General features: G+C 59.4%; 26 protein-coding genes and 1 pseudogene. 9 read left to right on the plus strand and 18 right to left on the minus strand.

Annotation, left to right across the window (positions count from 1 at the left end):
• Positions 1-20: 20 nt before the first annotated feature.
• Positions 21-446, minus strand: coding sequence for a YybH family protein (locus HV782_RS22115; RefSeq protein WP_186746641.1), 426 nt, complete (start codon positions 444-446; stop codon positions 21-23).
• Between the two features lie 139 nt (positions 447-585).
• On the opposite strand from HV782_RS22115, the gene HV782_RS22120 reads away from it, so the two are divergent.
• On the plus strand, positions 586-1071 hold the full coding sequence (locus tag HV782_RS22120) for a GNAT family N-acetyltransferase (protein ID WP_123467083.1): 486 nt from the start codon (positions 586-588) through the stop codon (positions 1069-1071).
• Positions 1072-1089: 18 nt separating this feature from the next.
• Positions 1090-1695 (plus strand): pyridoxamine 5'-phosphate oxidase family protein, encoded by a 606-nt coding sequence (locus tag HV782_RS22125; RefSeq protein ID WP_123467085.1) that lies wholly within the window; start codon positions 1090-1092, stop codon positions 1693-1695.
• A 134-nt stretch (positions 1696-1829) separates the two neighbouring features.
• Here HV782_RS22125 and HV782_RS22130 read toward each other — a convergent pair whose 3' ends face one another.
• The 3 genes from HV782_RS22130 to HV782_RS22140 all read right to left on the minus strand — a co-directional run bounded on the left by HV782_RS22130 (position 1830) and on the right by HV782_RS22140 (position 3868).
• Entirely contained in the window at positions 1830-2318 is a 489-nt protein-coding gene (locus tag HV782_RS22130; RefSeq protein WP_128613978.1) for a GNAT family N-acetyltransferase, read from the minus strand.
• A 324-nt stretch (positions 2319-2642) separates the two neighbouring features.
• The gene (locus HV782_RS22135; protein ID WP_123467089.1) at positions 2643-3137 is read right to left on the minus strand and encodes a GyrI-like domain-containing protein; all 495 of its coding nucleotides are present in this window, start codon (positions 3135-3137) and stop codon (positions 2643-2645) included.
• Between the two features lie 68 nt (positions 3138-3205).
• Positions 3206-3868 carry a LysE family translocator gene (locus HV782_RS22140; RefSeq protein ID WP_123467091.1) on the minus strand — a complete coding sequence of 221 codons (663 nt, stop codon included), beginning with the start codon at positions 3866-3868 and terminating at the stop codon, positions 3206-3208.
• A 153-nt stretch (positions 3869-4021) separates the two neighbouring features.
• Between HV782_RS22140 and alaC the strand changes: the two genes are divergently transcribed.
• Complete coding sequence (gene alaC, locus HV782_RS22145) at positions 4022-5239, plus strand: alanine transaminase (protein WP_128613976.1); 1218 nt, start codon at positions 4022-4024, stop codon at positions 5237-5239.
• A 181-nt stretch (positions 5240-5420) separates the two neighbouring features.
• Here the strand turns inward: alaC and HV782_RS22150 are convergent, their stop codons facing one another.
• Positions 5421-6776, minus strand: coding sequence for a GntP family permease (locus HV782_RS22150; RefSeq protein WP_128613975.1), 1356 nt, complete (start codon positions 6774-6776; stop codon positions 5421-5423).
• Positions 6777-6858: 82 nt separating this feature from the next.
• Entirely contained in the window at positions 6859-7392 is a 534-nt protein-coding gene (locus HV782_RS22155) for a gluconokinase (protein WP_123467095.1), read from the minus strand.
• A 216-nt stretch (positions 7393-7608) separates the two neighbouring features.
• Between HV782_RS22155 and gntR the strand changes: the two genes are divergently transcribed.
• The gene (gene gntR / locus HV782_RS22160; RefSeq protein ID WP_128613974.1) at positions 7609-8640 is read left to right on the plus strand and encodes an HTH-type transcriptional regulator GntR; all 1032 of its coding nucleotides are present in this window, start codon (positions 7609-7611) and stop codon (positions 8638-8640) included.
• Between the two features lie 162 nt (positions 8641-8802).
• On the opposite strand, the gene HV782_RS22165 is transcribed toward gntR, so the two are convergent.
• Positions 8803-9675 (minus strand): LysR family transcriptional regulator, encoded by an 873-nt coding sequence (locus tag HV782_RS22165; RefSeq protein WP_123467099.1) that lies wholly within the window; start codon positions 9673-9675, stop codon positions 8803-8805.
• A gap of 122 nt (positions 9676-9797) precedes the next feature.
• Between HV782_RS22165 and HV782_RS22170 the strand changes: the two genes are divergently transcribed.
• The 3 genes from HV782_RS22170 (at position 9798) to HV782_RS22180 (ending at position 12494) form a co-directional block, all read left to right on the plus strand.
• Positions 9798-10238, plus strand: a complete 441-nt coding sequence (locus HV782_RS22170; RefSeq protein WP_186746643.1) for a PACE efflux transporter — start codon at positions 9798-9800, stop codon at positions 10236-10238.
• Positions 10239-10363: 125 nt separating this feature from the next.
• Complete coding sequence (locus tag HV782_RS22175; RefSeq protein WP_186746645.1) at positions 10364-11788, plus strand: MFS transporter; 1425 nt, start codon at positions 10364-10366, stop codon at positions 11786-11788.
• A 154-nt stretch (positions 11789-11942) separates the two neighbouring features.
• Positions 11943-12494 (plus strand): hypothetical protein, encoded by a 552-nt coding sequence (locus HV782_RS22180; RefSeq protein WP_123467106.1) that lies wholly within the window; start codon positions 11943-11945, stop codon positions 12492-12494.
• Between the two features lie 127 nt (positions 12495-12621).
• Here the strand turns inward: HV782_RS22180 and HV782_RS29040 are convergent, their stop codons facing one another.
• The 6 genes and pseudogenes from HV782_RS29040 to HV782_RS22205 form a co-directional block, all read right to left on the minus strand.
• Positions 12622-13161: a methyl-accepting chemotaxis protein gene (locus HV782_RS29040; RefSeq protein WP_225931099.1), complete on the minus strand. Its 540-nt coding sequence runs from the start codon at positions 13159-13161 to the stop codon at positions 12622-12624.
• 3 nt (positions 13162-13164) lie between these two features.
• Positions 13165-13941: pseudogene (locus HV782_RS29045) on the minus strand (PAS domain-containing protein); the annotation flags it as partial.
• Positions 13942-14523: 582 nt separating this feature from the next.
• Positions 14524-15537, minus strand: coding sequence for an ABC transporter substrate-binding protein (locus tag HV782_RS22190; RefSeq protein WP_186746650.1), 1014 nt, complete (start codon positions 15535-15537; stop codon positions 14524-14526).
• On the minus strand, positions 15534-16061 hold the full coding sequence (locus HV782_RS22195) for a sigma-70 family RNA polymerase sigma factor (RefSeq protein WP_186746652.1): 528 nt from the start codon (positions 16059-16061) through the stop codon (positions 15534-15536). The genes HV782_RS22190 and HV782_RS22195 overlap by 4 nt, the downstream gene beginning before the upstream one ends.
• 184 nt (positions 16062-16245) lie before the next feature.
• Positions 16246-17037, minus strand: coding sequence for a phosphate/phosphite/phosphonate ABC transporter substrate-binding protein (locus HV782_RS22200; RefSeq protein WP_186746654.1), 792 nt, complete (start codon positions 17035-17037; stop codon positions 16246-16248).
• 52 nt (positions 17038-17089) lie between these two features.
• On the minus strand, positions 17090-18031 hold the full coding sequence (locus tag HV782_RS22205) for a fatty acid desaturase (RefSeq protein WP_186746656.1): 942 nt from the start codon (positions 18029-18031) through the stop codon (positions 17090-17092).
• Positions 18032-18357: 326 nt separating this feature from the next.
• On the opposite strand from HV782_RS22205, the gene HV782_RS22210 reads away from it, so the two are divergent.
• On the plus strand, positions 18358-18771 hold the full coding sequence (locus tag HV782_RS22210; RefSeq protein ID WP_128615763.1) for a GNAT family N-acetyltransferase: 414 nt from the start codon (positions 18358-18360) through the stop codon (positions 18769-18771).
• 36 nt (positions 18772-18807) lie between these two features.
• On the opposite strand, the gene def is transcribed toward HV782_RS22210, so the two are convergent.
• From def to HV782_RS22225, 3 genes are all read right to left on the minus strand, one after another.
• The gene (gene def, locus HV782_RS22215) at positions 18808-19347 is read right to left on the minus strand and encodes a peptide deformylase (protein WP_103522058.1); all 540 of its coding nucleotides are present in this window, start codon (positions 19345-19347) and stop codon (positions 18808-18810) included.
• Positions 19348-19349: 2 nt separating this feature from the next.
• Positions 19350-20300, minus strand: a complete 951-nt coding sequence (locus HV782_RS22220; protein ID WP_128615762.1) for a YihY/virulence factor BrkB family protein — start codon at positions 20298-20300, stop codon at positions 19350-19352.
• Between the two features lie 164 nt (positions 20301-20464).
• A complete protein-coding gene (locus HV782_RS22225; RefSeq protein WP_025112838.1) occupies positions 20465-20656 on the minus strand; it encodes a CsbD family protein in 192 nt (63 codons plus the stop codon).
• Positions 20657-20852: 196 nt separating this feature from the next.
• On the opposite strand from HV782_RS22225, the gene HV782_RS22230 reads away from it, so the two are divergent.
• Complete coding sequence (locus HV782_RS22230) at positions 20853-21230, plus strand: hypothetical protein (protein ID WP_041068691.1); 378 nt, start codon at positions 20853-20855, stop codon at positions 21228-21230.
• Between the two features lie 216 nt (positions 21231-21446).
• Here HV782_RS22230 and fadD1 read toward each other — a convergent pair whose 3' ends face one another.
• Together fadD1 and fadD2 are read right to left on the minus strand one after the other, a co-directional pair.
• Positions 21447-23144, minus strand: coding sequence for a long-chain-fatty-acid--CoA ligase FadD1 (gene fadD1, locus HV782_RS22235; RefSeq protein ID WP_123467114.1), 1698 nt, complete (start codon positions 23142-23144; stop codon positions 21447-21449).
• A gap of 364 nt (positions 23145-23508) precedes the next feature.
• On the minus strand, positions 23509-25197 hold the full coding sequence (fadD2, locus tag HV782_RS22240) for a long-chain-fatty-acid--CoA ligase FadD2 (protein ID WP_186746659.1): 1689 nt from the start codon (positions 25195-25197) through the stop codon (positions 23509-23511).
• Positions 25198-25373 lie beyond the last annotated feature (176 nt).

The following is a 25373-nucleotide window of genomic DNA, read 5'->3' on the forward strand; positions in this document are numbered from 1 at the left end:
GGATCAACTATGGCTGAAGATCAGGGCTGCACGTCGAACAGCGTGGCGCCGCTCATCGGATCGAACGGGGCCGACCAATGCTCGTGGGCAATCTTCCACGTCCCGCCCACCTGCCGATAACACGCGGTGGCGCGCATCCAGCAGCTCTGGGTTTCGCCCTTGTCGTTGGTCCCGCCGCAATGCGCGACCCAGTGGGCGAAGGCGAGGTTGTCGGCGGTCTCGATGGCGAGCTCGTGGAACTCGAAAACGTGCGGGCCGGCACACATTTCCATGCAGGCTTCCCAGTGTGCGCGGTAGGCCGCCTTGCCCTTGAATTGCAGGGCCTTGATCGCATCGAACGAGACGATGTCGTCGGCGTACAACGCCATGACTTGCTCGACGTTTTTGCTCATCACCGCCTCGCGGTAAGTATTGATCAGGCTCTGGATGTCAGCGTGTGCGCTCATGGTGTTCTCCGGTTTTTGTGGTGAAGACACCCTTAGTCGTTCAGCCATCGAACGGATCGACAGACGAAACAAAAAATTTCCGCCGAAGACAAAATCGCTAGAATCCGAGGCTTATCTTTGTAGGAAAAAGGAAATTCCCGTGTCAGCCCAACTTGTGCCGTACGACAGCCTGAGCCCTTTGCAGCGTCAGCAAGTCGAGGCGATTGAAATCCATCCCGAGCAGATCAAGTTTTCCGGCGACATCCACGGCGCGCTGCACACGCTGCTGTCCAGACCCGGCCCCGGCGTGAAGGGCTTCGCGCTGCTGGCGGAGGAAGTACCGGTGGCGTTCCTGCTGCTCAAGCGCCCGCCCGTGCTGCCGGACTGGGCCGATGCACACAGCGCCACCCTGCACGCTTTGCAGGTCGACCATCGGGCGCAGGGCAAGGGTTACGGCAAGGCCTGTCTGCAAGCGTTGCCCGCCGTGGCGCGTGAAGCATGGCCGGAGATCAAGGGCCTGGAGCTGTCGGTGGATGCGGATAACGACGCAGCGATCGCGCTGTACGCCAAATACGGCTTCGTCGACAGCGGCGAAGCGTACAAGGGCCGGATCGGTTACGAGCGGCGCATGGGGCTGTTTTTCTGAGTCAGCAAGGATTGCACGATGATCGAATCAATCGAAGCACTGGAAGCGATATACGGATTGCCCCACGAGCGCGCGGTGCGCAAGCAGATCGGCTTTCTCAACGAGGACTATCAGGCGATGGTGCGCCTGTCGCCGCTGGTGATCGTCAGTTCGGTGGGCGCCGACGGTCTCGACAATTCGCCGCGGGGCGATGCGCCAGGATTTGTGCGGATCATTGATCAAAACACCCTGGCCCTGCCGGATCGCCCGGGCAACAACCGCATCGACACCCTGCGCAATGTGCTGCACGATCCGCGAGTGTCGCTGCTGTTTATCATTCCGGGGATTGGCGAGACGCTGCGGGTCAATGGCACCGCGACCATCAGTGCAGATCCCGAACTGCTGGAAAGCTTTGCGGTGAATGGCAAACCGGCGAAAACGGTGTTGCTGGTGACGGTGGAGGCGGCATTTTTCCACTGTTCGAAAGCGTTTGTGCGTTCGGATGCGTGGAACCCGCAAACCCACCTGCCGCGCTCGGCCCTGCCCTCCGCCGGCGCCTTTCACAAGCGCCTGAATGACGGGCAGTTTGATGCCGAGACCTACGACCGGGAAGCACCGAAAAGAGTAAGCGACACTCTCTACTGAACGGGGAATTGCAAACACCGCTAGACCCTGTGGGAGCTGGCTTGCCAGCGATGGCGTCGGCACATCAGACGTTGATGTCGACTGACCCACCGCTATCGCTGGCAAGCCAGCTCCCACAGGTTATGAGTGATGTCTTACACAGTGAGGATCATCTCGTGCCACGCCATCCCGCCATGATCGGACTCTGACGGCTTGATGTAGGCAAAGCCAAACCCGGCATAAAGCGGGATGTGCTTCTCCTTGCACATCAGATGAATCGTCGCTTTATCCATCCCGCGCATGCGTTCGATGAACTCGGCCATCAGGCGCTTGGCCAGGCCCTGCCCCTGGTAGTCCGGGTGCACCACCACCGACATGATCACCACGTTCGGCCCTTGCGGATCGTGGCCGATCAGCTCCTTGAACGCCTCGTCCGACATCTGCACATCAAACGCCGCACCGGAGTTGACGAAACCGGCGACCACCCCGTCCACCTCGGCGACGATGAAGCCTTGCGGCCAGGTGGCGATGCGGGTGGCGATCTTCTCGCGGGTGGCGGCTTCATCGCCTTCATAGGCAACGGTTTCGATGGCGTAGCAGCGGTCCAGGTCGGCAGCGGTGACGTTGCGGATGAGGGTGTTCATGGCAGCTCGAAAATCAGCGGAGAAAAGTGCGCAAAGCATAAAGGAATAAGGTGCCCATATCGATCTGCGCAGGGCGCGTAAAGCCTGCGTATAAGCGCTTTTCTTCGTGCCGGCGGCGAGCTATTTCTGAGGCGTGTCTCTGATCACCCTTGGGGGAAACCGCTTATGAGCAGCGTGGAAATCGGCCTGTTGATGGTGTTGGGCATCAGTACGTTCGGCTTTATCACCCTGGGCATCGACCTGTTGCGTGCGCGACGGGTGGGCAAAGGTAAACGCGGTTGAACAACATGAGGCGGATCATTGATCCGCCTCATGCTTATGCGCTCAGGCCCGGGTGTCGACCGGTACGCAGATTTCCAGTTTGCCGGTGTGCAGCCGCGGATTGAAATCGGCGCTGTAACGCTCGATTTCCGGCGCGTTGAGCTCCACGTAATGGGACGTCGGCAGCCAGGTCTTGTAGATGTACTGCAGAGTCTGCGGCAACTGATCGAGCGGTCCCTTGTGCTCGAACACCGCATACTGCCTGGGCAACACTTCGATCCACTGGTAGACCTTCTGGTCAAGGTCATCGAGCTTGCTGATTTCCACCCCGGCGATGTAATCGAAGCCGCCCTGGCCATCGAAGTTACTGCAGACGCCGTAGGTCACTTCGTTTTTTTGTCCCTGTATCTTTCCCAGGTGCGGCAAGAACTTTTCCCACAGTGCGGGAATGTCCTTGGCGCTGTCCTGGGTAAATCGTCCACGAAATCCTGCAATCAGCAGGAAGTGTCCATGTTCGAAGCGAGGTTCTGACACTTCGACGCGTTTTTGCTCATCCATGACTCGACTCCTGGAACAAAAAAAGGGGTTCGGCAGGTGAGTATAGAAGCCAAACCCGATTCGCAATGTTACAAGGCGTGCAACTGGTCGGCCGCCCCGGAGCCAACGAACTCGTTATAACCGGATACGATCACGTAAACCGCGAAATAGCAGAAGATCGCCGCCGATGCCATGTAGGAGTAGCGCAACAGCTTGTCGCCGAGCAACTTGCCGCCGTGGCTCGCGGCAAAGCACAAACCGGCCGACCACAGCAGCCCGGCGCAGAGAAACCCGCCGAGGAACAGCGCCGAACTGACCGGACCACCACCGCCGGAACGCGCGATCAAGGTGCCGCCCACTGCCGCGAACCACAGAATCGCGCTTGGCGAGGACATGGCAAGGAAGATCCCGCGAAAGAACTCCTTGCGGTGCGAGTTCTGCCCCACTTCTGCGGTCGCCGCCAGTTGCGCCTCGTGGTGAATCGCCGAGTAGATCATCTTCGCCGCGAAATAGATCAGCAGCGCCGAACCGCCGATCCACAGGACCCAGCGCACCGTTTCGTATTGCAGCAGCACGGTCATCCCGGCCAGCGCCAGCACCGCGTAGATCAGATCACCGACGCAGGTACCGAGGCCCAGCGCGAAGCCCTGGAAGTAACCGCGCTGCATCGCCAGGGTAATCATCGCGATGTTGGCCACGCCGATGTCCAGGCACAGCGAGAGGCTCAGCAAGAAGCCGCTGGTGAATTCCATCTACCGATTTCCTTGGAAAAATTTGTTTAACGATTGTTTGAACACCGGGGGGCTGGACAGTCTGCCATCACAGCCCTTATCTTCGCCAACAGGTCACCGCAGTGACCAGCGTCGCTCGGACGGTTCCGGGCGCTTACGTTATCCGAGGCAACAATGGCTGAACAAGGTTCGCCGCGCCGCTTTGCGCGCATAGATCGACTCCCCCCTTACGTTTTCAACATCACCGCCGAACTGAAGATGGCCGCCAGGCGGCGTGGTGAAGACATCATCGACCTGAGCATGGGCAACCCCGACGGGGCCACGCCGCCGCACATTGTCGAAAAACTGGTGCAGGTCGCGCAGCGCGAAGACACCCACGGTTACTCCACGTCCAAGGGCATTCCGCGCCTGCGTCGGGCGATTTCCAACTGGTACAAGGAACGCTACGCGGTCGACATCGACCCGGAAAGCGAAGCCATTGTCACCATCGGCTCCAAGGAAGGCCTGGCGCACCTGATGCTGGCGACCCTGGATCAGGGCGACACCGTACTGGTGCCGAACCCGAGTTACCCGATTCACATCTACGGCGCAGTGATTGCCGGCGCCCAGGTACGTTCGGTGCCATTGGTGCCGGGCGTGGACTTCTTCGCTGAACTGGAGCGCGCGATTCGCGGCTCGATCCCGAAGCCGAAGATGATGATCCTCGGCTTCCCGTCCAACCCCACCGCACAGTGCGTGGAGCTGGATTTCTTCGAACGGGTGATCGCCCTCGCCAAGCAGTACGACGTGCTGGTGATTCACGACCTGGCGTACGCCGACATCGTCTACGACGGCTGGAAAGCCCCGTCGATCATGCAGGTGCCGGGCGCCAAGGACATCGCGGTGGAGTTTTTCACCCTGTCCAAGAGCTACAACATGGCCGGCTGGCGGATCGGTTTCATGGTCGGCAACCCGGAGCTGGTCAATGCGCTGGCGCGGATCAAGAGCTACCACGACTACGGCACCTTCACCCCGCTGCAAGTGGCGGCGATTGCCGCGCTGGAAGGTGATCAGCAGTGCGTGCGCGACATCGCCGAGCAATACCGCCAGCGCCGCAATGTGCTGGTCAAAGGCCTGCATGAACTGGGCTGGATGGTCGAGAATCCGAAGGCTTCGATGTATGTCTGGGCGAAGATTCCTGAGCAGTACGCGCATCTGGGTTCGCTGGAGTTCGCCAAGAAGTTGCTGGCCGAGGCCAAGGTCTGCGTCTCGCCGGGGGTGGGTTTTGGTGAGTATGGCGATGATCACGTGCGCTTCGCGCTGATCGAAAACCAGGACCGGATTCGTCAGGCAGTGCGCGGGATTCGCGGGATGTTCCGGGCCGATGGCCTGAGTCCAAAAACTTCCGCCTGACACCTATCCCCTGTGGGAGCGAGCTTGCTCGCGAAGGCGTCGTGTCAGCTACATCAATGCTGACTGAGCCACCGCTTTCGCGAGCAGGCTCGCTCCCACATTGGCTTTGTCTGTAGCGAAGAAATCATCACCCACAAAAAAACCGCATCGCTGCGGTTTTTTTGTGCCTGCAAGAAGCCGCTTAAACGAACAGCGACAACAGCAGGATAAAGCCCAAGGCGACGATGGACAGGATGGTTTCCATCGCCGTCCAGGTCTTGAACGTCTCGGCCACGGTCATGTTGAAGTACTGCTTCACCAGCCAGAAACCGGCGTCGTTAACGTGGGACAGGATCAACGAGCCCGCGCCAGTCGCGAGTACCAGCAGCTCACGGTTGACCCCCGGGATCATCCCGACCACCGGCACGACAATCCCCGCGCCGGTAATGGTCGCCACAGTTGCCGAACCGGTAGCGACACGAATCACCGCCGCCACCAGCCACGCCAGCAGGATCGGCGAGATCTGTGCGCTCACCGCCATGTGGCCGATCACGTCACCTACACCACTGGTCACCAGCATCTGCTTGAAGCCACCGCCGGCGCCGATGATCAGGATGATCGCAGCGGTCGGCGCCAGGCTCGCGTCGAGCCACTTGAGCATCTGCTGGGAACCGATGCCCTGCTTGTGCCCGAAGGTGTAAAGCGACAGCAGTAAGGCCAGCAGCAGTGCCGAGATCGGGTGACCGATCATGTCCATCCAGGTGCGGAAGAAATGACCGTCCGGCAGCGCCACGTCCGCGAAGGTTTTCAGCAGCATCAGGAACACCGGCAGCAGCACGGTGATCAGGGTGATGCTGAAGCTAGGCAGCGTTGTCGAGTCGTCATTTTCGCGGGCCAGTTGATCGACCAGTTCCTGATTCGGGTGACCCGGAATGTGCTTGGCGATAAACGTACCGAAGATCGGACCGGCAATGATTGCCGTCGGCAGCGCAACGATCAGACCGTAAAGAATGGTCTTGCCGATGTCAGCACCGAATACGCCGATGGCCAGCAGCGGCCCCGGGTGCGGTGGCACCAGACCGTGTACGGCGGACAGACCGGCGAGCAGCGGGATACCGATCTTGATGATCGACACGCCAGTGCGTCGGGCGACGATGAACACCAGCGGAATCAGCAGCACAAAGCCGATTTCGAAGAACAGCGGAATGCCTACCAGAAACGCGGCGAACATCATCGCCCACTGGACCTTGTCTTTGCCGAAGGCGCGGATCAGGGTCTGGGCGATCTGGTCGGCACCGCCGGATTCGGCCATCATTTTGCCGAGCATGGTGCCCAGCGCCAGGATGATACCGACGAAACCGAGCACGCCACCGAAGCCGTCCTGGAACGCCTTGATGATGGTGCCGATCGGCATGCCGGACGTCAGGCCGAGGAACGCGGCCGCGATGGTCAGGGAAATGAACGGGTGAATCTTGAATTTGGTGATCAGGATAATCAGGCCGATTACCGTGACCACTGCATCGAGCAGCAGGTAGGCGTCGTGGGACATGCCAAACATTGGGGGTGTCTCCTGGATTGTTGTTGTTATTAAAGCGGGTTAAACAGAAGTCGGGGGGACAGCGCTATCTCTTTCAACACACTCATACCGCCTGTTTCAGACCGTGGGCCTGCCACCAGACATGAGCCTGCGCCGCCAGTTCTTCAACACTGTGAATCGAGGCATTCAGCGCCAGGGTCAACGGCTCGCCTTTCGGCGATTCGAGCGTGGCGAACTGGCTTTCGATCAACGTGGCCGGCATGAAATGACCCGGGCGGTGGGACACACGCTCGGCGGCCACTTCAGGGGTCAGCTCAAGGAACACGAAGCCCAGGCCCGGCAAGGCACTGCGCAGCACTTCGCGATAACTGTGTTTAAGGGCCGAGCAGGTCAGCACCGGGCGCTCGCCCAGCGCATCGACACGACGCAACTCATCGCACAGGCTGTCGAGCCAGCCGGCACGGTCGTCGTCGTTCAGGGGGATCCCCGCGCTCATCTTTTCGATGTTCGCGGCCGGATGGAAAGTATCGCCTTCAATGGCAGTGGCGCCGCTCAATTGGCACAGGGCCTCGCTGACGCACGTCTTGCCGCAACCGGCAACGCCCATGATGACCAGGGCGGTGATGGGATGACTCATATAACACCTCAGCGCGCAGACAGCGCTACCTTTGCTAGCTATGACTCTAGTGCACAGGCAGAAGTTGCCGACGCCTTCTTGTCGTTTTTTTGGGTTGCAGCAGGTTTTCGTCCAACGCCAAAAAGCGAGGATCAGGCAGGACCTCGCTCACGCATTTGCAGCTGCATCAGGACAGCGCTACCTTAGTGCCTTGATTTTTGTTTGGCAAGCCGCCCGATGACCACCCCTAAAAACGATAAAAACACTCGCACCACCGGCCGTCCCACCCTTAACGAAGTTGCCCGCCTCGCCGGGGTGAGCCCGATTACCGCCTCCCGCGCCCTGCGCGGGGTCAGCACCGTGGCCACTGAACTGGTGGAAAAAGTCCAGAAAGCCGCCCTTGAACTCAACTACGTGGTCAACCCTGCCGCCCGTGCCCTGGCCTCGGCGCAGAGCCACTCGGTGGTGGTGTTGGTGCCATCGCTGTCCAACCTGTTGTTCATTGATACGCTGGAAGCCATTCATCGCGTGCTGACGCCCAAGGGCTTTGAAGTGCTGATCGGCAACTTCCACTATTCGCGCGATGAAGAAGAAAACCTGCTGCGCAACTACATGGCCTATCAGCCCCGTGGTTTGCTGCTGACCGGGTTTGATCGCACGGAAAGTTCGCGACGGATGATCGAGGCCAGCAACATTCCCTGCGTCTACATGATGGAACTGGACAGCGCCGCCGGCGTGAATTGCGTGGGTTTCTCGCAACTCAGTGCCGGCGAAACAGCGGCCGAACATTTGCTGTCTCGTGGGCGCAAGCGTCTGGCTTACATTGGCGCGCAACTCGACCAGCGCACGTTGTTGCGCGGCGAAGGTTTCCGCAAAGCGTTGCAGAAGGCCGGGCGGTATGACCCGGATCTGGAAGTGCTGACCCCGCGATCATCGTCGGTGGGCCTGGGCGGCGAGTTGTTCCTGCAACTGCTGGCGGCGCATCCAGATGTCGATGCGATCTTCTTCGGCAACGACGACCTCGCGCAGGGTGCCTTGCTGGAAGCGTTGCGCAACGGCATCAAGATCCCCGAGCAGGTGGCGATTCTTGGCTTCAACGACTTGCCGATGTCCCAGCACATGGTGCCGCGCCTGAGCAGTATCAACACCCCGCGCGAGGCGATTGGCCGGCGCGCGGCGGAGCAGATGTTGACGTTGATGGCCGGCAACAACGTGGCGCGGCCGGTCGAAGACATGGGCTTCGAACTGAAAATCCGCGAAAGTACCTGACCCCGAAATCCCTGTGGGAGCTGGCTTGCCAGCGATGGCGTCAAGTCAGTCGATAAATTGTTGACTGACCCACTGCTATCGCTGGCAAGCCAGCTCCCACAGTTTTTTGTGGCGTTCTCAAATCCGAGGTTTAACCGCAATCCCTGTGGGATTTGCGCGGGGTCAATCGCCCAGGAGTTCGACCAGCGCCAACGCGCCCTTCTGTAACGGCTGGCTCTTGAGCCACACCGCATGCACCGGCAGCACCAGACCGTTTTCGATGTTGCGGAAATTCAGCCGCTTCAAACGCCCGCTGTCCAGCCACGGCTGCACCACCGACAACGGGAAATTGCCCCAGCCCAGTCCCGCCTCGACCATCTCCAGCGCCGCCTCCAGGGTGTCGGTGCGCCAGTGCGATTCGGCCACCAGCGGTCGGGTTTCGCTGATCGGCAAATCACGACTGGCGACGAAGATCTGCCGCACGTGCACCAGGTCTTCGAGAAACAGATCCTGCCCCTGCAACAACGGACTGTCCGCCGCCAGCGTGGCGATCATCCGTTCGCTGCCGACGAACTGAAAGCGCTCCAGCACGTTCATGCTCAACCCGGCAAACGCCAGGCACACGCTGACCCGGCCGCTGTGCAACATCGCCAGCACGTCATCCTGCGGCGCAGTCAGCACTTCGATGTCGAGCAGCGGATGGCGCTCGGCAATCACCTTGATCGCGGCCAGTAAACGCCGACGGTCGATATCGGCAACCACGCCAATCGACAACTTGCTCTCCAGCCCCAACGACAGTTCCACCGCGTGGACTTGCAACTGCTTGAGCTGCTCGGCGATCAGCCGTGCGTGAGGCACCAGCGACAGGGCCATGGCCGTCGGTTTCGGCTCGCGATGGCTGCGGTCGAACAGCGAATAGCCGAGTTCCGCCTCAAGGTTGCCGATGCCCATGCTCACCGCCGAGGGGACTTTGCCCAAGGCCCGGGCGGCGGCGGAAAACGAACCGCGCTCAATCACCGCGAGGAACAGTTCGATGCTGTCACTGTTGAAATTCACTCCGCCCACCTATCAATGAAACTGAAAGCTTCTGACTTTTTCTGTCACGCCTATTGAAGCTATCTTTCGTCGCCTTCGCCAGCCCCGCTGGCCAACACGCTGCAAGAAAGAGGCAAAACCCCATGCAAGGCGTCAAACGCAAACTGGTCTACGTGTCGCTCTATGAAGTGATCGGCATGACCTTCTCCGCCCTCGGTCTGGCGCTGCTCTCCGGCACCTCACCGGGCAGCACCGGCCCCCTCGCGGTGATCATCACCACCATCGCCGTGACCTGGAATTTCATCTACACCTCGCTGTTCGAGCATTGGGAAAGCCATCAGCCATCGCGCACGCGCACGGTCAAACGGCGGATCGCCCACGCGGTCGGTTTTCAACTGACGCTGATCGTGTTCCTGATTCCGCTGATCGCGTGGTGGATGAACATCAGTCTGGTGCAGGCATTCCTGCTGGATCTGGCGTTGATCATCTTCATCCCGTGCTACACGTTCGCCTTCAACTGGCTGTTCGATCGCGTCTTCGGCTTGCCGGCGTCGGCGCTGCCCGATTCGCCCGCCGCGGCATAAATCGTTAATTGGTAACCAGTTATTGCAAGAAATCGGCGGCTTTTCCGGGTAAACCGCCGATATTCACAATCCGTGAACTCCGATAGCAGGCTAAGCTTTTCCATCAATAAAAAATGGATCAGCCGATGACTGCTCACGCCCTGGCCACCGCGCAACGCGATGGCATCGACCCGATACGCGCCGCCGAGATTTCCGCCCGCATCGACCGCCTCCCTGCCGTCGCCACGATCTGGCGACTGGTGGCGCTGTTGTCGATCGGCGGTTTCTTCGAACTCTACGATCTGTTCCAGACCGCCTACATCAGCCCCGGCTTGATCCGCGACGGCCTCTTCGCCACCGGCAATCAGGGCGTGTTCGGCTTCTCCGATCAGGCCGCGTTTGCCTCGGCGACGTTCCTTGGCCTGTTCCTCGGCGCCAGCCTGCTCAGCCCATTGGCCGATCGTTTCGGCCGGCGGGCGATCTTCACCTTTGCGCTGGTCTGGTACACGGTGGCCACGGTACTGATGGGCATTCAAAGCTCGGCGCTGGGCATTATCTGCATGCGTTTTCTGGTGGGTATTGGCCTGGGTATCGAGTTGGTGACCATCGACGCCTACCTCTCGGAACTGGTGCCCAAGCGCATGCGCAGTTCGGCGTTCGCCTTCGCCTTTTTCGTGCAGTTTCTCTCGGTGCCAGCGGTGGCGCTGATGTCGTGGTGGCTGGTGCCGCAGGCGCCGTTCGGGATCAGCGGCTGGCGCTGGGTGGTGCTGGCCAGCGCGGTGTTCGCGCTGTTTATCTGGTGGTTGCGCAAGCGCTTGCCGGAGTCGCCGCGCTGGCTCGCGCAACATGGCCGCTTCGACGAAGCCCACCGTATCCTCGATGACATCGAGGCGCGCTGCGAAAAGGATCATCGCCAGCCACTGGATCAGCCCGAAACTGTGCCGGTCGATGTCGAAGGCAAGGGGCGTTTCGCTGATATCTGGCAACCGCCGTATCGTCGGCGCGCGTTGATGCTGATCGTTTTCCACATCTTTCAGGCCATCGGCTTCTTCGGTTTCGGCAACTGGTTGCCGGCGCTGCTTTCCGGTCAGGGCGTCAGCGTCACCCATAGCCTGATGTATGCGTTCATCATCACCCTCGCCTACCCGCTCGGGCCGTTGCTGTTCGTGAAGTTTGCCAACCGGTTCGAAAACAAGTGGCAGATCGTCGGTTCGGCCCTGGGTTCGATGACCTTCGGCACCCTGTTCGCCTGGCAGACCAGTGCGTTCGGCCTGATTGTCTGCGGGGTGATGATCACGTTCTGCAACGCCTGGCTGAGCTTCAGTTATCACTCTTACCAAAGTGAATTGTTCCCCACCAACATCCGCGCCCGGGCGGTGGGGTTCTGCTATTCGTTCAGTCGATTGTCGACCGTGTTCAGCAGCCTGTTGATCGGGGTGTTTCTCGATCACTTCGGGACACCCGGGGTGCTGGCGTTCATCGTCAGCAGCATGCTCATCGTGATGCTGACCATTGGCTATTTCGGCCCGCGCACCCGCAATCTGGCGCTGGAGAACATTGCCCATCGCTGACAGCCGAGCGGTCATCCTCTGCCGCGAGACGGCAACGGCTGACCGCCTCTTCGCTTGGCTGACACGCCAACCCCCTGAAACACAACAACTTATACAACGGGCACGGTAATTGCTCCTGTACGGCGGTCAGCCATTACCTACAGGTCAATTCATCATGTTGGTCAGTGCAAAACACATGGAAACGCTCCCGCTGCCCAAGCGGCTGGCTGAAGACGCCACCGCCACCGCGGCGGCAGGTCTGCAAGGCGGCCTCCACGGCGCGATGCTGCAAGCCCTGCAGAACCAGGTGCAGACGCAAAGCACGGAAGCCACGGCCAAGGTGCAGGACTCGGCCACCCAGAATGCGACCCAACAGGTCAGTGCAGCCTCGCGCATCAGCGACAATGTCGATGAAGCGTTCGCCAAGACCCGCGTCAATCTGCAATCGACCGATGCCACCGGCGGCACCGGCAAAAGCGCCACCGACGAGTTCAAGGACTACATGAGCAAGACGCCGGAACAACGGCTGCGCGACAGTATCCTCAAGGACATGGGCCTGACCGAAGAAGACATCGCCAACCTGCCGCCGGAGAAACAACTGGCGGTGGCCAAAGAGATCGCCCAGCGCCTGCAGGACAAGATGCAACTGGCGCAATCGGAGAAAGAGAACGTCAACGACGTCAAGGACAGTGACAAACTGGCGGACAAGTTTCTCGCTGCGCTTTGATCTGAAAGTTGCATGAAACCCAATGCAGGAGTGAGCCTGCTCGCGATAACGGTACATCAGTTACTTACCCGGTGACTGACACACCGCAATCGCGAGCAGGCTCACTTCTACAGTTGTTTATGGGTGGCTAGTTCAGTTGCAGCGTCGCATTGAACTGCCCGATGGCATCCACCACATGCCGTGAGCCCTGCTGAATTTCCAGGATCACCTCCCCCGCTTCATTCGCCAGTTCTACCCCGAGCCCGGTGCGGCTCAGGCTCGACTGCATGCTCGACACCGCACTCAGCGACAGATCGTGGTTCTTGCGCACCACGTCGACAATTTCCAGCGTCGCCTGACTGGTGCGCGCCGCCAGACTTCGCACCTCATCCGCCACCACCGCAAAACCACGCCCGTGTTCACCGGCCCGCGCCGCCTCGATGGCGGCGTTCAGTGCCAGCAGGTTGGTCTGGTCGGCAATCCCGCGAATGGTCTGCACGATGGTGCCGATGATGTCCGACTGCTTGTTGACCGCGTCGATGCTTCGCGCCGCTTCGTTGAGGTCGCGGGAAATGTCCTGAATGATCTGCACCGTTTGCTGCACGACCTGTGAGCCTTTTTGCGCGCAGGCGTCGTTTTGTACCGAGGTGCTGTGAGCCGATTCCGCCGCGTTCTGCAAAGTGGTCATTTGCTGGGTGATGTCGCTGGCGAACTTCACCACTTTGTACAAACGGCCCTTGGTATCGAACAACGGGTTGTACGAGGCTTCGAGATAAACCATTTGCCCGGACTTGTTCTTGCGCTCGAAACGGTGCGAGTGGTATTCGCCGCGATTGAGTGATGCCCAGAACGCCTTGTACTGCGCCGACTCGGATTCGGAACGGTGACAAAACAGGCTGTGGTGGTGACCGACGATTTCATTGAGCGAGTACTGCATCGTTCTGAGAAAGTTGTCGTTGGCGGTAATCACGTTGCCTTCCGGAGTGAACTCGATCACCGCCATCGAACGGCTGATCGCCGCCAGCATGCTTTCTTCTTCGTGTTCTTTATTGACCCGTGCGGTGATGTCCGCCGCCACTTTGATCACACTTTTGACTTGTTTGTCCGCGCCGTACACCGGCATGTAACTGGCTTCGAGCCAGATCTCCTTGCCGCTTTTGTTCAAGCGCAGAAACGTGCCGCTGATCGGCTCGCCCCGGGCCAGGTCACGCCACAACCTGGCGTAGTCCTCGCTGCGGTAATACACCTCTTCGCAAAATACCCGGTGATGTTTGCCGCGCACTTCCTCGGCGCTGTAACCCATGGTCTTGCAGAAGTTTTCGTTGGCATCCAGAACAATGCCTTCAGGCGTGAATTCGATCATTGCCATCGAGCGGTTGATCGCTTCGAGTTTGGCATTGGCTTCGGTCAAGGCGCAGCTGAAACGCTCGATTTCCTGCAGGTCAGCCTTGTGATGTAGGTTGAACATGGTTGTATCACCTTCCGCGCGGTCTTTTGATTTGATGAAAGTTCAGGTCTTTCAAGATCCACCACTACGTTCCATAGAACAGGCACACGCACTCCTCCACGGGAGGAAGTTGTCAGGTGATAAATGATGTTAATCGGAGAGTCCATGCAGCGACGCTCTAATCAAGACATCCTTCTCTTGATAGCCCGCACGCGGGCCAGCCCTAACGCGTTGAAGAACTTCCATGTAAAACGATGCTCCTTGTCGGTTCAGTGTCGGTGCCTTTAATTGCGCACTCTGGCAGCATGAAGTCACGGACCAACTGTGTACGACCCTCGTGGATTGACATGACGGTCGACATAGTCAGTTAAAGGTCAGCATAGACAGCGCGAAGCCGTGCGCAAGGCCACTAGTCGGCCAGTATCTGGCACTTTTTGCACAAGAATCGGTTCAGCGCGGTGGCAGGTGTTGGCGGGTCTGACGCTTTCGCTGGCAAGCCAGCTCCCACAGGGGCTGCGCTGGATCAAATCAGCGCAGGTCTTGTGGGATCTGGCTTGCCAGTGCTGAGGCCATTACAAGCACTACAGAAACAACAGAAATGACCTACAGACTTCCAGTCACTTTGGTAGCTACATCCGCAGGCAGCCAAGACTTCCACACCTGCGGCTGATCACGCAGGAACGCCTCGGCCACCACTCTCGGCTGTTGGCGCTTTTCGCTCATGGCCGCCAGGGTCTGGTTCAGCAGATCAATCGGCAAGTCGACTTTCTCGAAGAACGTCACCAGTTCCGGATACTGCGCCTTGAACGCTGCCGACACGCCAATTGCAAGACTGGCCGGCATCGAACGGCTGCCCCTGGGATTCGGGTTATTGGCATCGGCCAGGGTTTTCCAGGCCTCGGCATCGAATGGCGGCTCTTCCAGTTTTACCAGTTTGAAGCGCCCCAGCAGCGGGGTCGGCGACCAGTAGTAGAACAGCACCGGTTTGCCGCGTTTGATCGACGACGCGACCTCAGCATCCAGCGCCGCGCCGGAGCCGGTGCGGAAGTTGACGAAGCTGTCACTCAGGGCGTAGGCCTTGAGTTTCTGGCTGTTGACGATCTCCGAGGTCCAGCCGGTCGGGCTGTTGAGGAAGCGCCCGCGGGACGGATCTTCGGGGTCGCGGAACACCTCCTTGTAACGCGGCAGATCGGCCACCGATTTCAGCTCCGGCGCCAACGGTTTGATCCCGCGCTCGGGATCACCCTTGATCACGTATTCCGGCACCCACCAGCCTTCGGTCGCGCCTTTGACCGTATCGCCCAGACCAAACACCTTGCCCTCGGCGGCGGCCTTGACCCACGCTGGACTGCGCCCGGCCCACTCCTCGCCGATCACCTGAATATCGTTTTTCGCCAGCGCCGCCTCCAGGCTGACGGTGCTTCCGGGCAGCGTGTCGGTCGGATAGCCATAGCCCTTTTCGACGATCAGGCGCAGCACTTCGGTGATGAAACTGCCACTTTCCCAGGTGATGTCGCCGAAGTGGATCGGCGCGGTTTTCTCGCTAGCCGAAACAGCGCCAATGCTCAGGCTCAGCGCCAGCAGCGAACGGCCGAGCAGGGTTTTGATTGATCTCATGCGGACCTCTTGTCGGGTAGGGATTGGTTGGCGCTGTGGCGATCGCACAGTGCTTGCGAACGGGTCATGTAGACGCTGACCGAACGTTGCGAGATGCCCAGTTCGGCAGCGATTTGCGGGTAGGTCAGGCCATCGACACGCGCCAGCAGAAAGGTCGAGCGAACCTTGCCCGGCAAGCGCTGCAGGCTGTGGTCGAGACGGCTCAGGGTTTGTCTCAGTTGCGTCAGTTCTTCCGGTGAAGTGGCGACCCCGACATCGACCTGCTGCACATGGCGCCGCGCCAGATCAGCGCGGCGCCAATGCTGATAGAGCAGGCGTTGCGCAATCGTAGTGAGCAAGGCGCGGGGTTCGCGGATGGCGGTGAGTGCAGGAGCTTCAAGCAACTGCGCAAAGGTTTCCGCCGCGAGGTCTTCGGCGCTCGCCGCGTCGTGCAGTTGACGGCGCAGCCAGGTGCACAGCCAGGGGTAGTGAGCGCGGAACAGGCCGCCAACGGTGTCGCGATGGGATAGATCGGCGCCGGACATAGGGGCTCCTGGGTGAGGGGTCGCTGAATGTCCGGTGTTCCGGTGGCGCGATCGTAGCAAGGCGCCTTATGCATTAAAAATACTTATATTTTATTTTTATATTCTATTTTGGAATATTAAAACCCAAAATCGCGGTCTCCGGCAGCACTTACAGGGGTACGCGATCCACGCAGGCTGCGAGCGTCTAATGCAAACCGCCATAGCCCAGCTCTTCAGCTTCACGCTGATAGTCGAGCACGATCTGATAATCGCTTTCGCTGGCGGGCAACACTTCAGGCAAGCCGAGGATCTGCGCCACATCAGGCAGTTCACGCAATGCCTGATTCATCACCGCGCGCACGTGTTCGATCTGCTCGTCAGTGGCAGAAGCGGCGGTGATAAAGGGCAACGTCGGACTGAACGCGCTGCGCGCCACGACCCGCAAACCGCTGACCTCAGCCGGCGCGTAATGCGCAAGGTACGCATAGGTGACACTGTCGATGGCTGCCAGGTCGCCGCGTTCTTCACGCAGCCAGCGCAGACTCTCGCGGTGCGCTCCGCTGAGGCCAACCGTGGCGAAAAACCGGCCGTTGTGATGTAGCGGCGCCAGACGCTGGCGTAGCAGGTTCATGCCGCTGTTGGAGTCCTCGCTGTTGATCACCCCACGACTGCCGCGAAACTCCGCGAGGTTTTTGCGCGGGTCATCAGCGCGGCAAAGAATCAGGCTGCAATGCCTGCCGGCGCTGGCGTCGGACAGTTCGTAGCGTGGTCGACCAATGATGCGCACCCGACCGCGCAGTAGGGTCATCAAGGGATAGCCGCAGGTCTGGGTCAGCAGCAGAGCCGGCGAAAGCCACAGTTCGGGCAGTGATAGTCCCTCGGCATTGAGGCGCGAGAGGCCGAGGCGTTCGAGGATGCGCGTGATCCAGTGTTCGTTGGCCGCTCGAATGGGCTCAGGGGCGGTGTACATCTGCAGTTCAACGTAGTGTCGGGTCATACACTTACTTTCCAGACAAAAAAATTCCAGCTATCACAAGGGCCAGGTCGTGTCAGTGAAAGGGATGCTGCGGACTGTCGATCGGCCTTAACCCGTTCTGCCGCCACAACTGCCCATAGCCCTGCACCAGAAATCCGCCACTGCGCGCCACCCATTGCTCGCGATGCCTTCGGTAAACCCGGGGCAAGTCGTACCATGCCAGGCCCGGCAAGTCGTGATGCACCAGATGAAAATTCAGGTTCAGAAACAACCAGCGCCAGGGCCAGGCAGCTTCGTTGAGCACGGTGCGTTGCTCCGGTTGCGCATGAGGGCGATGCTCATAGTAGGAGCGGATCATCGCGATCGACAGCGCCGGCACGCTGATCAACAGCAGGTAATGCCACACCGGCAACACACTGTAACGGACGAGGAACCACAGCATCAGCAGGGTGAAAGCGCTGTGGGTCAGCCACATCTGCCAAGCCTGGCGCTCGCCGTGTTTCAGGCGTTGCAGTTCTTCAGTGGCCAGGGCAAGCAGTGCTAGCGGCGCGCCCATGACGAAACGCCCGAGTACGGTTTTGTTCAGCCAGTGCAGGCTGCGCTCGAACAGAGAACTGCCGTGCCAGCGCGCGGCGCTGAGGTAGCGGCTTTCCGGATCGACGCCGGGAACCGTCAGGTGCTCATCGCGGTGATGCAACAAATGGCTGTCGCGATACAGCGTGTACGGGTACCACACCGCGAAGGGCGCGTAGCCGAGGATTTTGTTCACCCGAGTCGAGCGTGTCGGATGCCCATGCAGCAATTCGTGTTGCAGCGACAGCCACAGCACCAGCAGCGGAATCAACAGCAATGTGCTGACGCCGCGCCCCAACCACTGGCTATTGAGGACAATGGCAAACCACCCGACATAGACACCGATCAGCAACAGCCAGGTCGGCCATTCGGTGCGGGCGGTCCAGCGTTGGCGCAGGGTTTCGATGTGCTGGCGATGAGCGGCGTCGAAGTAATGGGGCATGGCGTTGCTCGGAACGGGAATTTTCCCCTTCTGTGCAACAACATTGATAAATCTTGCAGATTATTTTCCGGGTGCAGGCAGGAGCCCGAGAACCGGGCTCCGGAAAGGCGTGATCAATGACCGAAGATGTCGACTTTCTTGGCTTTCTTCTCCGCACGCTTTTCAATCGCGGTCTTGGCCGGCTTCTTCTTCGCGGCTTTCTTTGAATCCATACCTTTGGACATGATGCGTACTCCACTCACAGGGGATGTAGGCTCAGGTATACACCTATCGCGCCTCGCGCGTTCTTTTATAATCGCCGCTTTGCCCGCCGACAGTCCGATCCCATGCCCGATACCCAGTACGTCCTGCTCGACGAGCCGTTGTGGCCGTTGATGAACAAGTTCTACCGCAGCCACCAATCGTCGATGAAAGCCGTGCGCGATGCGCAATTGTGGGTGGCGCGGCGCGAGGAAATCGTTGCCGCACTGTGTTTGCGGCCGGTCGCGGGCGGGCGTTGGTTGACCGGTTTGTTTGTTGATCCACAGTGCCGCGAACAAGGGATTGCCGCGCAGTTGATCGCGGCGGCCGTCAAGGATGTGACGGAACCGGTGTGGTTGTTCTGTCATCCGGATTTGCGCGGTTTTTATGAGCGGCGCGGGTTCAGCTTCGACCCGGCCCTGCCCCAGGCGATGACCGAACGGTTGAGCCGGTATGCGCGGAGCAAGCCGATGATTGCGATGGGGCTGGATCGTTCGTGACTCACTCCTGCAGGGGAGAATTGCGTTTGACCCGGATTAGTCGTCGGCGGCTGGATCGAGATCCGGGAACATCACTTCGGTAAAGCCGAACTTGCTGAAATCGGTGATGCGCGAGGGATACAGGCGGCCGATCAGATGATCGCATTCATGCTGTACCACCCGTGCGTGAAAACCTGACGCCACGCGCACGATCGGCTCGCCCTTCGGATCAAAACCTTCATAACGAATCTGCTGATAGCGATCCACCGCGCCACGCAATCCCGGCACCGACAGACAGCCTTCAAAACCTTCCTCGGTCAGCGGACTCAACGGTGTGATCAGCGGATTGATCAGGATCGTCTGCGGCACCGCTTCAGCGTCCGGATAACGTTCGCTGTGCTCGAAGCCAAAGATCACCAGTTGCAGGTCGACGCCGATCTGCGGCGCGGCCAGGCCAACACCGCCGACGCTTTCCATGGTCTGGAACATGTCGTCGATCAGTTGCCACAGTTCGGGGCTGTCGAACATTTCCGGCGGCACGGGCGGGGCAATGCGCAGCAGGCGTTCGTCGCCCATTTTGAGGATTTCACGAATCATGATCAGGCTTCGTCAGTGTCCGGCTTGAGCGAGTGATCGCGCCCCAGGCCCGAGACATGTTGTTTGGGGTGTGCATCGAGTTCACCGGGGACTTTCTCACCCGAGTCCTTGCCCTCGCTGGACATGTGTTCAATCACCGCATTCATCTCGGCGCCGAGCAGCAGCACCGCCGAGGAAATATAGAAATACAGCAACAGCACGATGATCGCCCCGATGCTGCCATACATCGCGTTGTAGTTGGCGAACGTCTTGACGTAAAACGCAAAACCCAACGAGGCGATGATCCATACCACCACGGCCAGTACCGAGCCCGGGGTGATAAAGCGGAATTCCTGTTTGACGTCTGGCATCACGTAGTAAATCAGGGCCACGGCGACCATCATCAGAATCACGATCACCGGCCAGCGCGCAATTGTCCACACGGTGACGATGAAGTCTTCCAGCCCCACCTGCGCGGCGATCCAGCCCATGACTTGCGGCCCGAGCACCATCAGCGCGGCGGCGACCAGGAGCATGCCGGCGATGCCGATGGTGTAGAACACCGACAGCGGAAAACGCTTCCAGATCGGCCGGCCCTCGACCACGTCGTAGGCGGCGTTCATCGCACTCATCATCAGGCGCACACCGGCAGACGCGGTGTACAGGGCAATAACGATACCGACCGAGAGCAGACCGCCCTTGGATTGCTGCAACTGGTCGATCACCGGGTTGACCTGCTCCAGCGCCTGCGGTGGCAGGACCAGTTCCGATTGCAGGCGCAGCCAGGTGAAGAAATCCGGCAGGTGCAGGAAACCGATCAGGGCAATCAGGAACAGAATGAACGGGAACAGCGAGAACAGCATCTGGTAGGCCAGTGCCGAAGCGTAGGTCGACATCTCGTCGTCAACGAACTCAGTGACCGTGCGCACCATCACCCGGTGCAAGGGCAGACCTTTCATGTCCGGAAAAATCATTCGCGTCTCCTTTCGCCGCAGAAACAGGTTGAAGTCGTGGCGACTCAGGGGCCGTTTTTTACATCACGGTAGCCTACTTGGCGACCTTCGTGGATGACTGTCGGGCTTTGACACAAAAACGGCCATCCTTGGATGGCCGTTCGTGTGTTTCGTTCAAGGCCGGATTACGCCTTGTCGATGGTCTTCTTCACTGCGTCTTTGGCTTTGCCGACTGCTTGCTGGGCTTCGCCTTTTTTCTCTTGAACCTTGCCTTCGGCTTGCAGCTTGGTGTTGTCAGTGGCTTTACCGACGCCTTGCTTGATGTTGCCGACCGCTTCGTTGGCCATGCCTTTTACTTTATCGCCAGTGCTACTCATGGTGTTTCTCCTTGGTGCATTGAAGGGGAAAAGTCAGTACGTAATGATTGACTGGCGCGGTTTGCCACGAGTTTCATTTATTTTTGCTCCTCTTTTCGTCGGGCAATGCAGGTTGGGCTTTATGTTTGCCCCCCAAGCCCCGAGAATGCGCAGCTATGGGCGCGGTGCGCCAACGATCAGATCCCGCAGGAATGTTATGAAACTCGATAAAAAGCAGGCCATTGCCCGTCGCAACCAGGAACTGGGCGGCGCGGTGCTCGGCACCAACAACTGCCACTTCGCCGAACTGAACCGCAACCGCAACATCTGGTGGTTCGACCTGCCGGTGTCGCGCCTGGCCGTCGGTCAGTACGAGTGGATTCACCTGCTGATGCACACCCCGGCGACCGACGAACTGCTGCACCTGAAAGTGCCGACGGTGTTCCTGCGGGAAAAACTCGAAGGCCTGGTGATTCGCAACGAAGGCAAGCGCAAGGCCGCGTTGAGCCTGGAGTTGAGTGCGGACAAGGATTCGTACCTGCAGGACATGCGGCCGGCGGGGACCAACGTGAATTTTGCGCCGTTCCGTCAGTAGGATTTGTGCCGCCGCCCTTCCCCTCACCCTAGCCCTCTCCCAAGGGAGAGGGAACTGACCGAGGTGTTTGGATAAGCTACATCGACCTGAGATATCGAGTTGAACTCAGGTTATGAAAGGCCCCCTCACCCCAGCCAAGTGAGGGGCAGGCTCAACACAAAATCCCAGCCCTGCTACGCCCCAACAAAAAGCCCCGCATCTGCGGGGCTTTTTGTTTTATGCGGCGTTCTTCGCCTTGATCTTCTTCAGCTCTTCGTCACGCAACTCGCGGCGCAGGATCTTGCCGACGTTGGTGGTCGGCAGCGCATCGCGGAACTCCACCGAACGCGGGACCTTGTAACCGGTGACGTTGGCGCGCATGTGCTCCATCACGGTTTCCTTGGTCAGGGTCACGCCCGGTTTGGCGACGATGAAAATCTTGATCGCCTCGCCCGACTTCTCGTCCGGCACGCCGATGGCGGCGCACTGCAACACGCCCGGCAGGGTAGCCAGCACATCTTCCAGTTCGTTCGGATAGACGTTGAAACCGGAGACCAGAATCATGTCTTTCTTGCGATCGACAATGCGCATGTAGCCGTCCGGCTGGATCAGCGCGATGTCACCGGTCTTCAGCCAGCCTTCGCTGTCGAGGATTTCGTCGGTGGCTTCCTGGCGCTGCCAGTAGCCCTTCATCACTTGCGGGCCCTTGACGCACAGTTCACCGATTTCGCCCAGCGGTTGCTCGACACCGGCATCGTCGATGACTTTGCACAGGGTCGACGGCACCGGAATGCCGATGGTGCCGATCTGGATGTGCTGGATCGGGTTGACCGTGGCCACCGGGCTGGTTTCGGTCATGCCGTAACCTTCGCAGATCGAGCAACCGGTCACCGCTTTCCAGCGCTCGGCAGCGGCCAGTTGCAAGGCCATGCCACCGGACAGGGTGACTTTCAGATTGGAGAAGTCCAGCTTGCGGAAACCTTCGTTATTGCACAGTGCGACGAACAGCGTGTTCAGGCCGACAAAGCCGCTGAACTTCCACTTCGACAGCTCCTTGACCATCGCCGGCAGGTCGCGCGGGTTGCTGATCAGGATGTTGTGGTTGCCGATCAGCATCATCGCCATGCAATGAAAGGTGAACGCATAGATGTGGTACAGCGGCAGCGGCGTGATCAGGATCTCGCAACCTTCATTGAGGTTGGAGCCCATCAGCGCCTTGCACTGCAGCATATTGGCGACGAGGTTGCGGTGAGTCAGCATCGCGCCCTTGGCCACGCCGGTGGTGCCGCCGGTGTATTGCAGCACCGCGACATCGCCGCTGTGCGGATTGGCTTCGGCCACAGGCTGGCCCTGGCCCTTGCTCAGTACGTCGTTGAACTTGACGGCTTTGGGCAAGTGATACGCCGGCACCATCTTCTTCACGTACTTGATGACGCTGTTGATCAGCAGACGCTTGAGCGGCGGCAGCAGGTCGGCCACTTCAGTGACGATGACGTGCTTGACCCCGGTTTTCGGCACCACGGCTTCCGCCAGGTGAGCCATGTTGGCCAGGCAGACGAGGGCCTTGGCACCGGAGTCGTTGAATTGGTGTTCCATTTCCCGCGCGGTGTACAGCGGGTTGGTGTTGACCACGATCAGCCCGGCGCGGATCGCACCGAAGACGGCCACCGGGTACTGCAGAACGTTGGGCAGTTGCACGGCGATTCGATCACCGGGCTGCAAATCGGTATGCTGTTGCAGATACGCGGCAAAGGCACCGGACAATTCGTACAGTTCACCGTAGGTGATTGTCTTGCCCAGGTTGCTGAAAGCCGGTTTGTTGGCGAAGCGTTGGCAGGATTGCTTCAACACTGCCTGAATGTTCGGATACTCGTCTGGATTGATGTCGGCAGCAATTCCAGCCGGGTATTTATCCTTCCAAAAGTCTTCGATCATGGAAGCCCACTCCTCAGCAACGCGAATTCTTCACCGCATTTGATGCGATTATTATTGGTGTGTGTTTTGTATTGGTGAATCTGGCTTTTATATAGGCCGAGAAGTCACAAAGCGCGCCGAGAGTAGCAGCTTTGCCAAGTGCCGACTAGAGCCAAAAGCGGCCCACACAGTCACATTGATGACTCAAGACTTTCTAATAGTCATTTTAGAGCAAAAATCCTAGAAACCTGTGGAAGTCCCGGTTTTCCGGGCCTTTGCCCCCCCCAAAAAGCATCACGGGCAAGCCCGCTCCCACAAGGTTGATGAAAATCCCTGTGGGAGCGTGGCTTGCCCGCGATCCGCGCACAGCGCGGCCATTCACCGATCAGGCGATATCGCGCAACTCCCGCCGCAGAATCTTGCCAACCGGCGTCATCGGCAACGAATCACGCAACACAATGTGCTTCGGCACCTTGTACGCGGTGAAATTCTCTTTGCAGTACGCCTTCAGCTCTTCGAGGCTCACGCCGGTTTCCCGCGCCACCACAAACAGCTTCACCGCCTCCCCGGAACGCTCGTCCGGCACGCCGATCACCGCGCAGTTGGCGACTTTCGGATGGGCCATGACCACGTCTTCGATTTCGTTCGGGTACACGTTGAAACCGGAGACGATGATCATGTCCTTCTTGCGGTCGACGATGCGCACGAAGCCGTCCGGATCGATCACCGCAATATCTCCGGACTTGAACCAGCCTTCGGCATCCAGCACTTCGGCGGTGGCTTCGGGTTTCTGCCAGTAGCCCTTCATGATCTGCGGGCCCTTGATGCACAACTCGCCACGCTCGCCCATCGGTTGTTCGACACCGTCATCGTTGATGACTTTGAGCAATGTGCCCGGTACCGGCAAGCCGACTGTGCCCAGGCGCGACTGATAGCCATACGGGTTGGTGCAGGCCACCGGCGAGGTTTCGGTCAGGCCGTAACCTTCAGTGATGCGGCAACCGGTGAGCTGTTCCCAACGCTCGGCGGTGGCTTTGACCAGCGCGGTGCCGCCGGAGTTGGTGAGCTTCAGGCTGGAGAAGTCGAGGGTCTTGAAATCCGGATGATCCATCAGCGCGACGAACAGCGTGTTCAGCCCCAGCAAGGCCGAAAAACGCCAGTTTTTCAGTTCCTTGATGAACCCGGCAATGTCCCGCGGGTTGGTGATCAGCACGTTGTGATTGCCGGAAACCATCATGCACATGCAATTCGCCGTAAAGGCATAGATATGATAAAGCGGCAGCGGCGCGACCATCACCTCCTGACCTTCACGCAGCAGGGGCTGGCCATCCGGGCCGAGTTGCGCGAGACAGGCGCGAACCTGCTGCATGTTCGCCACCAGATTGCCGTGGGTGAGCATCGCGCCTTTGGCCAGTCCGGTGGTGCCGCCGGTGTATTGCAGCACGGCGATATCGTCGAGGCTGACCTTCAAGGGCTTGATGCCCAGGCCACGGCCCCTGCGCAGCGCACTTTTGAAAGAGATCGCCTGGGGCAGCGAGTACGCCGGGACCATCTTCTTCACTTGGCTGACCACAGTATTGACCAGCCAGCCCTTGGCAGTGGGCATCAGGTCGCCCATCTTCGCTTCGATCAGGTATTGAATATCGGTGTCGGCCAGCACTTCCTGGACTTTCTGCCCGAACATGTTCAGGTACACCAGCGCCCGCGCCCCGGAGTCCTTGAACTGGTGACGCATCTCCCGCGCGGTGTACAACGGATTGGTGTTGACCACGATCAGCCCGGCGCGCAGCGCCCCGAACACAGCAATCGGATAATGCAGAACGTTGGGCATCTGCACCGCGATGCGATCCCCCGGGACCAGATCAGTATGGGCTTGCAGGTAACCGGCGAAGGCCGCGCTCTGGCGCTCCAGCTCGGCATACGTCAGGGTCACGCCCATGTTGCTGAAGGCCGGGCGATCAGCGAATTTCTTGCAGGAACGTTCAAACACCTCGATCACCGACTTGAACTCCCCCATGTCGATGTCCAGCGGTACGCCGGCCGGGCGTTTGTCATTCCAGAAATCAGGTTGCATTGTTTTTGTCCTCTTTACCTGAGCTGATCCGGGCCGCTCTCTGTCATTTCTGAAAAAGCGGTGCTTCCCGGACACTAGCAGCTATGGCCATTCAGGCAAATATGGGCCATCTCGTCATTGATCGCGTGAATCTTCCTGCCGTGGCGTGGGCTGATCAGACTTAACCTGGCGGATGC

The sequence above is a fragment of the Pseudomonas monsensis genome (assembly GCF_014268495.2).
Lineage (GTDB): Bacteria > Pseudomonadota > Gammaproteobacteria > Pseudomonadales > Pseudomonadaceae > Aquipseudomonas > Aquipseudomonas monsensis.